Consider the following 13,603-nt stretch of genomic DNA (forward strand, 5'->3'; position numbering starts at 1 on the left):
TTTAATCTATTGCTTTTCTAGCTTCAAAATCTTTTACAGTAATTTCAAACCTAGTGCCATTTACATTATTAATTTTTAAAACCCCATGTAATTGTTTTACCAATCTCTTAATTAACCTTAAACCTAAGCTTTTTGTTTTGTTTAAGTCTATTTTTTCTGAAATTCCAGGACCATTATCCTGCACAATTAACGTAATGTCTTCTGCAGAGCTTCTATTCATAAATACTTCTAATCTTTTGTTTTCTAAATCTATAAAGGCATATTTATAAGCATTTGTTATAATTTCATTAATAATTAATCCTAAAGGAATTGCTGTATCTATGTCTAATAACATATTTTTAGAATCAATTATTGTAGATACTTTATTATTACTGTCGTAAATAGTATTAATTTCTTTCACAAGTAGGTTAATAAATTCATTAAAATCTATTAATCCTTTTTTATTTTGATATAGTTTTTGATGAATTAGAGCCATAGAGTTTACCCTATTTTTACCTTCTAGGGCCAATTGTAAAGCTTTTTCATCTTCAATATCTTTTGTTTGTAACTCTAATAGACTGGTTATTAACTGAAAATTATTTTTTACACGATGATGCATTTCTTTTACCAGTAAGTCTTTTTCATTAAGTGATTTTTTAATAATTTTATTTTTATCTGATAGCTCTAAAGATTGTTTTTTTAATTTTTTAAGTGTAATAAATGTAATACTTAAAAGAAAAAGTGAGAGTAGGGCTATAATAAGGTATAAGTTTGTTTTTTCTTTTTCTTGTTTTAACTCTCTTTCCTTTTCTTTTTCTGCTTGTGTAATTTTAAAATTTGCCAATGATGCAGATAGTTCTTCAGAGTAAATTTTTCTGGTTAAGGCTATTCCTTTTTCTTTATACGCCAAAGCCTCGTCATAATATTTGTGTTTTTGTAACGCTCTTGAAAATTTATCTATTAAAAAAAAGTATCCGTTAGAGTTTTGGTTTTTACCCAAAACTTCTAGTTTTTTTATTAATTCTAAAACATTGCTTACTTCAAACTTTTTTAAGACTGTCTTAAAAACTTCTGAGTCTTTATTTAATTTAGTAATCATCTGAACATACAGTAAGTATGAGTATACTCTTGCTTCAGAATTGTATAATTCTTCAATTAATTTAGCTACTTCTTTATCATACCCACCTTTATAGATATAGGCATTAATAATATTTCGTATAGTTTTGTAATAATAAAAACTATGCTTTGGTAATTGCTTGTCTAAAGAAAGTATTCTCTCTGACGTAGTTATAAATTTATCTACATTAAGTTCATTTAGCAGATAACCGCCATAATTATATAAGAAGGCAATTTGTAAATCAATATCGTTTAAATCTTCTGCTATTTTTAAGCATTTTAAACTAAGATTTTTTCCCTTTTTTAACTCTTTTTCTATAAAATACATTACTACAGAATGTGTTTTTAGTTTTGTAGTTGCCCAGCGATAGTTGGGGGTATTTTCAGAAAATTGGTTTACGTAGTTTTCTAACTTTTTTTGCTCTTCATTTCCCTCTTTTAAGTGTGCATCCTCTAGTAATTTTGTAGTTAAAATCCACTTTATATTGTAAAAATCTTTATCAATTTTGTTTTTATTCAAGGGGTCTAGCACAGTATTATTTATATAACGTTGTACGTCTAAATAATTAACACCTTGCCTTTTTGTTAAATTAGAAATAAACAGATAATAGTCTGCATAAGTTAATTTTTCTGTTGTAATTAAATTATTTAATAGTTCTTTTTGAGGAGAATCTTTTAAGGTATTTAAAAAGTAGGACGCAGAATCTAGTTTATTGTTTAAAATATATTGTTCTACTTTAGAATAATCTAAATTTGTTTGGGAAAAAAAGTGTAAGGATGAAAGTAAGACAAAAAAACTAAAGAATAATTTCATAGGTTAGAGGCAATAAGTAATGAAAATTACGAAAAGATTTTAAGAAAACCTTGTTTTTTTGCAAAAAAAAACACCTAAACATAATGTTTAGGTGTTTTTAAAATTTAAATTTTCTTAAATTTTAAGCTTCAAATGGAGTTACAGATACGTAAGATCTGTTGTTTCTCTTCTTTTGAAACTCTACAATTCCGTCTACTTTTGCGTGTAAAGTGTGATCTTTACCCATGTAAACATTTTCTCCTGGATTATGTGTAGTTCCTCTTTGTCTAACGATTATGTTACCAGCAATTGCTGCTTGACCACCAAAAATCTTTACGCCTAAACGTTTCGATTCTGATTCTCTACCGTTCTTAGAACTACCTACACCTTTTTTATGTGCCATTTTCTTGAGTTTTTATAGGTTAAAGTTAAATTAGAGTTGGTTATTTTTCAACACCACCATCTAGTCTATCTTGTAATTCATTTAATTCATCCCACTTACCATCTGCAGCTAACTGCGCTTGAGTTGGCCACGTATCTGTAACGTGGTTTCCACGCACTCCTGCAATAATTTCAGAAATTTTTGCTGGTTCAGCTTTAGCTAAATCTGCAAATGTCGCAATTCCTGCTTCTACTAGCGTAGTTGCAATTTTTGGTCCAATTCCTTCAATTTTCTTAAAATCATCTGCTTTTGCAGCTTTTTTAGGAGCAGCTTTTTTAGCTACAGCTTTAGGAGCTGCTACTTTTTCTTCTTTTTTAGGAGCTGCTGCTTTCTTAGTTGCTTTTTTAGCACCTGAAACTACAACAGATTCTATTTGAATCTCTGTAAAAGATTGTCTGTGTCCGTTTTTCTTTCTGTAACCTTTTCTTCTTTTCTTTTTGAAAACAATTACTTTATCACCTTTTAAGTGACCTAGAATTTTTGCCGTTACTGCGGCTCCTTCTATAGCTGGGGCGCCAATAGTTACGTTACCTTTGTCATCAGTTAAAAGAACATTGTCAAAAGTTAATTTTGATCCTTCTTCGCCCTGTAAACGGTGTACGTATACTTTTTGGTCTTTTGCTACTTTAAATTGCTGCCCTGCTATCTCTACGATTGCGTACATACTTTTAATTTTGCGTATTTATACTAATTATAAGCATTTTATCTTTAAAATGCGGATGCAAATATACATCTTTTTTTAGAATACAGCATATCATTTCACAAAAAATAATTAATTAAAAAGCAAGCTATTTTTCTATTTTTAACAAAAAATTAGTTATTAATTTCTTTATTTTTGGATTACAAAAAATGCTAAAAAACGTAACACAATTAATTTGTTTGCGTCTAACCCTTATCTTATTATTATTATTAACTAAATTAACTTTAAATGAAAAAAAGTATTTTATCCCTTGCTAGTGCAATGTTATTCGCTTTTTCAACAAATGCTCAAAAGGTAGATTTTGAAGAGTACGATTTGAGTAACGGAATGCATGTAATTTTACACAAAGACACTTCTGCCCCCGTAGTAATTACTTCTGTAATGTACCATGTTGGGGCCAAAGATGAGCAACCAGACAGAACAGGAATGGCACACTTTTTTGAGCACTTGTTGTTTGAGGGTACCAAGAACATTAAAAAAGGAGAATGGTTTAAGATTGTTTCTTCTAACGGTGGTACGAATAATGCAAATACTACAGATGATAGAACGTATTATTATGAGATTTTTCCTTCTAACAAATTAGAATTAGGACTTTGGATGGAGTCTGAACGTTTACTACACCCTATAATTAAACAAGAAGGAGTAGATACACAAAATGAGGTTGTAAAAGAAGAAAAAAGATTGCGTGTAGATAATCAACCTTACTCAAGATTTTTAGAGTATGTAAAAGAAAATATATTTAAAAAACACCCTTATAAAGGCACCACAATTGGTAAAATGGAGCATTTAGATGCTGCTACGCTAGATGAGTTCTTAGCGTTTAACAAAAAGTTTTATGTACCTAATAACGCTACTTTGGTAGTTGCTGGTGATATAGATTTTGCTACTACAAAAAAAATGGTACAAGACTATTTTGGTCCAATACCTAGAGGTGCAGAAATTACTAAAAACTTCCCAAAAGAAGATCCTATTACAGCTCCTATGAGTGCTAAGGGTTATGACCCAAACATACAAATACCAGCTATAATGGCAGCATACAGAACGCCATCTATGAAAACTAGAGACTCTAGAGTTTTAGATATGATTTCTTCTTATTTAAGTTCTGGTAAAAGTTCTGTTTTATATAAAAAATTGGTAGACAATAAAAAGATGGCATTACAAGCAGGTGCTATTAATGTGAGTCAAGAAGATTATGGTACTTACATTTTGTTTGGTTTGCCACAAGGCGAAACTAAGTTGGCAGATATTATTTCAGAAATCGATGAAGAAATAGTTAAAATACAAACCAATTTAATTTCTGAAAAAGATTATCAAAAACTACAAAATAAGTTCGAAAACAATTTTGTAAATTCTAATTCTAGTGTAGAAGGTATTGCAAACTCTTTAGCGCGTTACCACGTAATGTTTGGCGATACTAATTTAATAAACACAGAGATTGATATTTTTAGATCTATTACTAGAGAAGAAATTAGAGATGTTGCTAAAAAATACCTTAACCCAAACCAAAGATTAACTTTAGAGTACTTACCAAAAGCAAAGTAGTTTAAGTAGAGTCTAAAATTAATTTCGAACAAAAGAAACAATTATGAAAACAAAAATAGCATCACTAATAGCACTGTTTGTAATAAGCATAAGTGTTAATGCACAAATAGATAGAAGTAAAATGCCAGAGCCAGGGCCAGATCCTGTGGTAAAACTTGGTAAACCAGAAACCTTTAAACTTAAAAATGGTTTGCAAGTAATTATGGTAGAAAATAACAAATTGCCTAGAGCTTCCGCAAGTTTAACAATAGACAATAAGCCTTATTTTGAGGGTGAAATTGCTGGTGTATCTGGTATGATGGGTAGCTTATTGGGTAGAGGAACAGCCAATATTACTAAAGATGAATTTAATGAAAAAGTTGACTTTTTAGGAGCTAGTGTTTCCTTTTTTAGTTCTGGAGCATTCGCATCATCTTTAAAAAAATATTTCCCAGAAATTTTAGAATTAATGGCAGATGGTGTTAAAAATTCTGAATTTACAAAAGAAGAGTTTGATAAAGAGGTACAAATTACATTAGATGGCATAAAATCTAACGAAAAAAGTGTAACTTCTGCTGCAAGAAGAGTAGAAGATGTGTTAACTTATGGTAAAAACCATCCTTTTGGAGAATATACTTCTAAAGAAAGTGTAGAGAAAATTACTTTACAAGACGTAAAAAACAATTACAACACCTATTACAGACCAAACAACGCATATTTAGTTATTGAAGGTGATATTGATATTAAAGCAACCAAAAAGTTAGTAAAATCTTTATTTTCTGGTTGGAAAAAAGGAAACATACCTGCTTACACAATGCCTGCAACTACAAACCCAAAAACTGCAGAAATTAATTTTGTAAATATGGACAATGCAGTGCAATCTGAAATTGCTATCATTAACAATATCGATTTAACTTTGGGCGATAAAGACTATTATGCAGCTTTAATGGCAAACAACATTCTTGGTGGTGGTGGTACAGCACGTTTATTTATGAATTTACGTGAAGATAAAGGTTATACTTATGGTTCATATTCTAGATTAAGTCAAAGCAGACATGCAGGTACTTTTAGAGCAACTGCAAGTGTTAGAAACATGGTTACAGATAGTTCTGTTGTAGAATTGCAAAAAGAAATTAATAAAATTAGATATCAAAAAGTTTCTGCAGAAGAATTGGAAAATTCTAAAGAAGAATATATTGGTAGTTTTGTAATGAATGTGCAAAAACCAAGAACAGTAGCCAATTTTGCTTTAAATATTGCACGTTATAATCTGCCAAAAGATTTTTATGCAAATTATATTAAAAATATAAAAGCAGTTACTTTAGAGGATGTTCAAAATGCAGCTATTAAGTATTTTAGAGGAGACAAAGCAAGAATTGTAGTTACTGGTAAAGGTATAGAAGTTCTTAAAAATTTAGAAAAAACAGATTATGTAATTAAGTATTTTGATAAATACGGGAATCCAACAGAAAAGCCAGAAATGACAATGCCAATACCAGATGGAATGACTGCAGAAACTGTGGTAAATAAGTATTTACAAGCCATTGGTGGTAAAGACAAAGTTATGGCTGTAAAAACAACTATGATGGTTGCAAACGCAACTGTGCAAGGTACACCTGTAGTTATGACTATGAAAGCTGCAGCGCCAAATAAAACATCTCAAGTAGTTTCTGTAATGGGCAATACAATGAGCAAAGCTGTATTTAATGGAGAAAATGGTTACCAAGAAGCTAGAGGTCAAAAAATGAATTTACCAGCAGAACAACTTGCAAAAGCAAAAGATGGCAATGCATTATTTAAAGATTTAGGCTATACTTCTGGTAAACTATTAAGAATAGAGCCATTAGAAGGTAAAAATGCTATTGTTTTACAATATAAAGATACAGAAGTGTTTTATGATATGGCTTCTGGCTTAAAAGTAAAAGAGGTAGAAACTAGCAAAACTCCTGATGGTAAAGAAGTAAAAACACCAACTGTTTTTTCTGATTATAAAGCTGTAAACGGAATTTTATTTCCACACGGAATTGGCGTTAAAATGGGACCAATTAGTTTAGATTTAAAAGTATCTGATCTTAAAGTAAACGAAGGAGTTTCTGATGCAGATTTTGAATAATCTCAATAGAAAATCAAAATAATGAATAAGAGTCAAGATTTATTTCTTGGCTCTTTTTGTTTAGCTACTTTTAAATTAAATATTTATTTTGAATGGAAACAATATCTAAAAGAAGAAAATTTATAATCTTTGTAATACTAATTTTAATAAAACGAAAACATATTTTTAATAGGAACAAGATTTATTGCAGTAGCAAGGCATGATTTTTGAAACTATGTTTGTTGTATAGAATTTGAAATAAGAGAAACAATTACAATACGTAAAGTGTCACATGAAAAAACACAAAAAACACGCCAACTTAGAAAGACGAAATAATGATAATTTTGCGCCAAATGAAATATCAATTTTAGGTACAAATTGCAATAATATTTCTGATTTGGTTTCTAAAGTTTCAGAAAAGCTTAGCAAATATAAATTGGCTTATTTTGATGCTTCTCATGCAAAAGATGTAGCAGAAAATAGGTTGTCAGAATATGTTTTTCATCATGAAGGAAACTTACAAATTACTAAATCTGGCAACATAAATAAGTTTGAACAACGTTTGCAATTTTCACAATATGATTCTATTTTTATAAACGGAAATCATTACCAAGGTGCAAAACAAATTCTAATTTTAGATGAAGCTAAAGAAGCATCTGTTTTAAAAAGATTAGAGCAATTAGATAATATTCAATTTATGGTAAAATTAAAATCTGAAACTGAATATTTTGACTTTTTAGTTGAAAAATACCCTAACATAAAAAATAAGATTTGTTATACTATTGATGAAGTTGATGCAATAGCGAATCACATCAATAATCTTGTTCAAGAAAAAATAGCACCTATTAAAGGTTTGGTTTTGGTTGGTGGAAAAAGCACAAGAATGGGAACAGATAAATCTGAACTCAATTATTTTGGTAAAGCTCAAAAAAATCACGTAAAAAATCTATTAGAAAACCAAAATTTACAAACGTTTTATTCTGTTGGATATGAAGGTAATAAAGTCGATGAAATTTCGGATAAATTTATAAATTTAGGTCCTTTTGGCGGTATTTGTTCTGCGTTTCAAAAAGACCCAAATTCGGCTTGGTTTGTATTGGCAACAGATGTGCCTTTTGTAGATTCAACCATAATTCAACAATTATTAAAACATAGAAATCCAAGTAAAGTTGCCACAGCAATTAAAGGAAAAAGCAAAGAATTTGTAGAGCCGTTAATAACTATTTACGAGCCAAAAGCTTATCCTATTTTATTACAATATTTAGCACAAGGGTATTCTTGTCCGCGTAAAATGTTAATTAATTCTGATGTAGAAATTGTTGAGATTGATGATGCTTTTATCAGAAATATAAATACACCTGAGGAGTTTGAAGCTGCCAAAAAAGAGATAAAAAACTAACGATTGTCATTTCGACTTTATGGAGAAATCTCAAAAGAGAAATATTGAAATTACTAAATAGTAAATAGAGTTTTAGACTACATAGTATTTTGTTCAAAATAACACGCAATTTGTCATTCCTGTGAAAACAGGAATCCATAAAAAGTAAGTTTAGATTCCAGCTCAAGCAAGAATAATAAAAAGATACTGATACAAGTTCAGCATAAAATGAAACCAACAAAAACACAACTTTTTAAACGTCAAATTACCTTAAAAGAAATTGGAGAAATTGGCCAGCAAAAATTACAAAACGCTTCTGTTTTGGTTGTAGGTTGTGGAGGTTTGGGAAGTCCTATTGCAGTTTATTTAGCGGCAAGCGGAATTGGAAAAATCCATTTGATAGATTTTGATACTGTAGACGAAACCAATTTGCACAGACAAGTTTTTTACAGCTTAGACGATATTGATAAGCCAAAAGCAGCTGTTTTATCAGAATTTATAAAGAAAAGAGCGCCATTCACGGAAGTAACTTTTACCAACAAACCCGTTACAAAAGAAAATGTTTTTGAATTGATAGAAAATATAGATATTGTAGTGGACGGAACAGATTCTTTACCCACAAAATACTTAATAAATGATGCTTGCGTTATTAAAAGTAAACCTCTAGTGTACGGTTCTTTGTATAAGTTTGATGGTTATGTAGCTACTTTTAATGTATTGCAAAAAGATGGAACTTATTCAGCAAATTTAAGAGACGCTTTTCCAGAAATGGTAATAGACATACCCAATTGCGAAGAAGCAGGCACTTTAAATGCTATTGTTGGGTTAATAGCAACACAACAAGTAAACGAGGTTTTAAAACTCGTTACAGGTGTAGGAAAACCTTTAATTAATCAATTATTGATTTACAATGCTCTACAAAACACACAGTTTAAAATGAAGTTAAAACCTAAAGTTTTTAAAGATAAAATTGCCAAACTTTTTAAAGTGCAAACGTATGTAGATGCTGCTTGTGCAGGTCAAAATCCTGATTGGCAAATATCACCAGAAAAATTAAAAGAAAGTTTAGGTGATGATACTCTAGAAATTATAGCTGTTTTAGAAAATTTAAAACTGCCATTTAAAGTTGATAAAACCATTCATATTAATACATTTGATGCAGATAAATTAGAAGTAGATTTTAATAAAACCTATGTTATGATTTGCCAAAGAGGTTTTAATAGTTACAGAGCAACTTCAAAGTTAAAAGCAAAATATCCAGATTTAAAGGTGTTAAATTTAACTGGTGGAATTTCTAGTTATAAATAAAATTTAGATGCAAAATCCCTTAGAGTTCTATACAAACACAAAGCGTGTTTTAGAAGAAGAAGCTGCTGTTTTAAAGCGAAAATCAATACAATTAAGTATTTTTAGACTTAGTGTATTTTTAGCAACTTGTTTTTTAGTTTACCTAACTTTAGGTAAATATCCAGATGTTTTTATAGTGGCATTTTTAGGTGTTTTATTATTTGCTTTTGTGCTTATAAAACATCAAAATTTACAAAGAAAAAGAGCTGTTGTAAAGGCTAAAATTACTATTAATACCTCAGAAATTAGTATTTTAAGTAGAGATTTTTATCATTTAGAAGCTGGAGATGAATTTGTAGATCCTACGCATTTTTATAGTAATGATATCGATTTGTTTGGCAAAGGTTCTTTTTTTCAATACATCAACAGAACCAAAACAAAAGATGGAAAGCAACTTTTAGCTGCTACTTTAACTAGTAATATTTTAGCTAATATTAAAGATAAACAAGAAGCTTTAAAAGAATTGGCTAAAAAGCCAATTTGGAGACAGCATTTTACGGCTTTAGCAAGTTTGGTTTCTGTTAAAAATACATCACAATCTATAGTAAGTTGGATTGGCAATTACAAAATAGTATTGCCCAAGTATACTGGTAAATTTCAAGTAGCTTTTTCTATAGTTTCTGTAATTTTAATTGGATTGGTTTCTTTAGGTTTTGCAGATTTTAATTACTTGTTAGTTTGGTTTTTTTTAGGTTTATTTATTGCTGTCAGTTTTTTGAAAAAAACAGGTAAGTTGTACACAGAAACAGATAGTGTTAGAGAAACGTTTAAACAATACCATGTACTATTAAATGAAATTGAAAACGAAGATTTTTCTTCTCAAATTTTAAGTAAAAAACAACAAGTTATTAATTCTGAAACTAAAAAAGCATCAAAAATATTTAAAGAGTTTGCTAAAATTTTAGATGCTTTTGATCAGAGAAACAATATAATTATTGCGCTTTTAGGAAACGGACTTTTTTTAATTGAAATAGGAAATGCTTATAGGGTAGAAAAATGGATAACAAATTACAAACACACTGTAGAAAAATGGTTTGAAGTTGTAGCATTTTTTGATGCGCAGAATTCTTTAGCCAACTTGGTTTTTAACAAACCAAAATTTAATTTCCCAGAAATTTCATTAGAAAATAATGGAGTAGAAGGTGTTAATTTAGGACATCCTTTATTAGATGAAACCAAAAGAGTAGATAACAATTTCACCATTAAAAAATCTGAATTTTTTATAATTACAGGTGCAAATATGGCTGGTAAAAGTACCTTTTTAAGAACGGTTTCTTTGGCTGTTGTTATGGCAAATTGTGGTTTACCTGTTTGCGCAGCACGTTTTAAATATGCGCCAATAAAGTTAATTACAAGCATGCGCACAACAGATTCTTTAACGGAAGATGAGTCTTATTTTTACAGCGAATTAAAACGTTTAAAGTTTATTGTTGATGAAATTCAGACAAAAGACTACTTTATTATTTTAGATGAAATTTTAAAAGGAACCAATAGTAAAGACAAGGCAATTGGCTCTAAAAAGTTTGTAGAAAAACTAACCAAATCTAAATCTACAGGAATTATAGCAACGCATGATGTTAGTTTGTGTGAATTAGAAAACGAGTTTTCTACAATAAAAAATTACTATTTTGATGCAGAAATTTCTAATAATGAGCTGTCTTTTGATTACAGCTTAAAAATCGGAATTTGCAAAAATATGAACGCTTCTTTTTTATTACAAAAAATGGAGATTGTTTAATTTTACTCTGCAGATTTTAGATAGGAAACAAGATTTTGGCTTACAAGAAAAAAGGTAAAATAAATTTCTAATAATATTAATTTAACTGCACAGTTTTCCCCTTTGGGGAATTTAAGGGCTTCCACTCCGTTGTTTCCATCAATTTTAAAATGTCTTTTTTAATATAATTTACTGCTGGTAAAATGGAGTCGTAATTGGGTTTTGCATAAAAATATAAAGAACCTTTTATAAAGTTTTTAGTACTATCTGTAATATGAAATTGTAAATGCGATGCTGCATTTCCAGTAATTTCATACACACTACCAAACACTTTTTTTTGGTAATTGGTAAAATCTTTTGGTATTATTTGTTCTGCTTTTACGGCGTGTTTAAAAACTAGTTTTTCAGCTTCTTTTAAAAGTTCGGTAATATTATTGTTTACAGGTCTGTACGTAATATCTATAGATGCTTTTAAATTGGGATATTGTATAGAAAGCCAATTATTAGATTTGTCTATGATTTTAGAGTCTTTTAAAACCTTAAACGTATAAGGCCTTTCTAACTGTAGTTTTTTATACTCTTTTGAAGGATAAGTTAAACTTAAATATCCTTTGGGTTTAGGTAAAGTGTCTTCTTTACAGGAAGTTAGAAGAAATAAAAATGAAAAAATAAGAAAAAGAGTTGTATTTTTTTTACACATTTCTTGTGACTTTTATTTGTTTAACGCGTTTTTTATCTAAGCCTTCTATGGTAAACGTATACTTTTTAAAATTTATTTTCTCTCCTTTTTTTGGGAATCTGCCAGAGACTTCTAAAATAAAACCGGCTAAGGTTTCACTTTCTCCTTTTTCTTCTTCAAAAATTGCTTCATCTTCATTATCTAAAACCCTGCAGAAGTCTTTAATTGTGGTTTTACCATCAAAAACGTAGTTATTGGTATCTATTTTAGAGTAGGACAAATCGTCGTCATCAAATTCGTCATTAATATCTCCAACAATTTCTTCTATTACATCTTCTAGCGTAACCAAACCACTTGTGCCACCATATTCATCTACAACAATAGCTAAATGGTTTTTAATGGCTCTAAAATCGCTTAATAAATCGTCTAGTTTTTTGTTTTCTGGCACAAAAAAGGGTTCACGAATAAGCGTTTGCCATTTAAAATTTTTCTTATTTAAATGTGCTAATAAATCTTTGGCATATAAAACACCAACAATTTGGTCTATATTCTCTTTATAAACAGGGTTTCTAGAATAGCCATTTTTTAGAATTTTATCTAAAACAACTTCATAAGTCTCATCATCAGCAATAGCAAAAATATCTATTCTTGGTTTCATTATTTGCACCGTTTCTGTATTACCAAAATTTACAATGCCTTGTAATATTTTTTGTTCGCCTTTATTACTCTCATCTTGTGTAGTTAATTCTAAAGCTTGTGATAACGTTTCTACAGAAAAATTTGTGCCTTTACTGCCCAATTTTTTCTCTACCCATTTTGTAAGTGTAATTAAAGGCAAACTAAAAGGCGTTAAAATTATATTTACATTGTGTAGAAATTTACACATTAATTTAGAAAAGCGTAATGCATTTCTAGAGGCATAAACTTTTGGTAAAACTTCACCAAAAAGTAAAATTAAAAAGGTTATTACTATAATTTCTATTAAAAAACGTAAAGGAATCGTAAAATAGTAGAGGTCTATATTTAAATTAAAACTACCAAAAAGTGTTTTACCTAAAGAGGCAAAAAGTAGTACAATTAAAATGTTTATAAAATTATTGGTAATTAAAATGGTAGCCAATAATTTTCTTGGTCTTTCTAATAGTTTAACTACAATATTTTCTTCTTTTCCGTTGTTAGAAAGCTCGTTTAAATCGGTTTGTGATAAAGAAAAAAAAGCAATTTCTGAACCAGAAATTAATGCAGAACTAATTAGTAAGATAAGTAATGCAATTACGTTTAAAGACGTAACAATGTCAAAAGAAATTAAGGTTGTAAATAATATTTCGGGATCTGGGTCCAAAGTAAAAGTTTAGGGTTAAGTATTAAAATGGTAAATCGTCGGTTTCTTCTGGTTCAGGAGTTTTTGTTGTTGCCGGTTTTGGAATGTCTTTTACTGGTGCAACTTTTGCAGTGTTATCTGCATTTCTTTTTGTAGAAAGCATGGTCATTTCTATAACTTGTACTTCTGTAGCGTAGCGTTTTACACCATCTTGTTCCCACTGTCTGTTTTTTAATTTGCCTTCTACATACACTTTATCTCCTTTAGATAAGTATTTTTCGCAAACCTTTGCTAAACCATTTCTAACCACAAGATTATGCCAATCTGTATTGGTAATTTTTTCGCCAGTTTGTTTGTTGTTGTAACTTTCTGATGTTGCAATAGAAAAACGACCCACACAGTTTTGATCATCAAAATAATGCATTTTTACATCGTCTCCTAAATTACCTATTAAAATTACTTTATTTATTGTACCTGCCATAGCTTTGTTTGTTAAATTGATTGCAATAGAAGTCTAA

11 protein-coding genes are annotated in these 13,603 nt (G+C 29.4%); 5 read left to right on the plus strand and 6 right to left on the minus strand.

Translation table 11 applies throughout. The features are described 5' to 3' along the window. Nucleotide 1 precedes the first annotated feature (1 nt). The 3 genes from Q0684_RS09185 to rplU all read right to left on the minus strand — a co-directional run bounded on the left by Q0684_RS09185 (nucleotide 2) and on the right by rplU (nucleotide 2,994). A complete protein-coding gene (locus tag Q0684_RS09185; protein ID WP_299015660.1) occupies nucleotides 2-1,909 on the minus strand; it encodes a histidine kinase dimerization/phosphoacceptor domain -containing protein in 1,908 nt (635 codons plus the stop codon). A 121-nt stretch (nucleotides 1,910-2,030) separates the two neighbouring features. Then, entirely contained in the window at nucleotides 2,031-2,291 is a 261-nt protein-coding gene (gene rpmA, locus Q0684_RS09190; protein ID WP_299015665.1) for a 50S ribosomal protein L27, read from the minus strand. 40 nt (nucleotides 2,292-2,331) lie between these two features. Next, a complete protein-coding gene (gene rplU, locus Q0684_RS09195) occupies nucleotides 2,332-2,994 on the minus strand; it encodes a 50S ribosomal protein L21 (RefSeq protein ID WP_299015668.1) in 663 nt (220 codons plus the stop codon). Nucleotides 2,995-3,258: 264 nt separating this feature from the next. Here rplU and Q0684_RS09200 point away from each other — a divergent pair, with 264 nt between their 5' ends. The 5 genes from Q0684_RS09200 to Q0684_RS09220 all read left to right on the plus strand — a co-directional run bounded on the left by Q0684_RS09200 (nucleotide 3,259) and on the right by Q0684_RS09220 (nucleotide 11,106). Continuing rightward, nucleotides 3,259-4,572: a pitrilysin family protein gene (locus Q0684_RS09200; RefSeq protein WP_299015671.1), complete on the plus strand. Its 1,314-nt coding sequence runs from the start codon at nucleotides 3,259-3,261 to the stop codon at nucleotides 4,570-4,572. Nucleotides 4,573-4,615: 43 nt separating this feature from the next. Continuing rightward, entirely contained in the window at nucleotides 4,616-6,664 is a 2,049-nt protein-coding gene (locus Q0684_RS09205; RefSeq protein ID WP_299015674.1) for a pitrilysin family protein, read from the plus strand. A 271-nt stretch (nucleotides 6,665-6,935) separates the two neighbouring features. Then, entirely contained in the window at nucleotides 6,936-8,042 is a 1,107-nt protein-coding gene (locus Q0684_RS09210; protein WP_299015677.1) for an NTP transferase domain-containing protein, read from the plus strand. Nucleotides 8,043-8,249: 207 nt separating this feature from the next. After that, nucleotides 8,250-9,329: a HesA/MoeB/ThiF family protein gene (locus tag Q0684_RS09215; protein ID WP_299015680.1), complete on the plus strand. Its 1,080-nt coding sequence runs from the start codon at nucleotides 8,250-8,252 to the stop codon at nucleotides 9,327-9,329. Between the two features lie 7 nt (nucleotides 9,330-9,336). Beyond that, the gene (locus Q0684_RS09220; protein WP_299015683.1) at nucleotides 9,337-11,106 is read left to right on the plus strand and encodes a DNA mismatch repair protein MutS; all 1,770 of its coding nucleotides are present in this window, start codon (nucleotides 9,337-9,339) and stop codon (nucleotides 11,104-11,106) included. Between the two features lie 76 nt (nucleotides 11,107-11,182). Here the strand turns inward: Q0684_RS09220 and gldD are convergent, their stop codons facing one another. The 3 genes from gldD to ssb are packed head-to-tail and all read right to left on the minus strand — an operon-like array spanning nucleotide 11,183 to nucleotide 13,566. Beyond that, the gene (gene gldD / locus Q0684_RS09225) at nucleotides 11,183-11,785 is read right to left on the minus strand and encodes a gliding motility lipoprotein GldD (RefSeq protein WP_299015686.1); all 603 of its coding nucleotides are present in this window, start codon (nucleotides 11,783-11,785) and stop codon (nucleotides 11,183-11,185) included. Next, complete coding sequence (gldE, locus tag Q0684_RS09230; RefSeq protein WP_299015688.1) at nucleotides 11,778-13,106, minus strand: gliding motility-associated protein GldE; 1,329 nt, start codon at nucleotides 13,104-13,106, stop codon at nucleotides 11,778-11,780. The genes gldD and gldE overlap by 8 nt, the downstream gene beginning before the upstream one ends. A gap of 22 nt (nucleotides 13,107-13,128) precedes the next feature. Next, on the minus strand, nucleotides 13,129-13,566 hold the full coding sequence (gene ssb, locus Q0684_RS09235) for a single-stranded DNA-binding protein (RefSeq protein WP_299015691.1): 438 nt from the start codon (nucleotides 13,564-13,566) through the stop codon (nucleotides 13,129-13,131). Nucleotides 13,567-13,603: the final 37 nt, after the last annotated feature.

Origin of the sequence: uncultured Polaribacter sp., assembly GCF_947503875.1 — a bacterium.
Classification (GTDB): Bacteria; Bacteroidota; Bacteroidia; order Flavobacteriales; family Flavobacteriaceae; genus Polaribacter.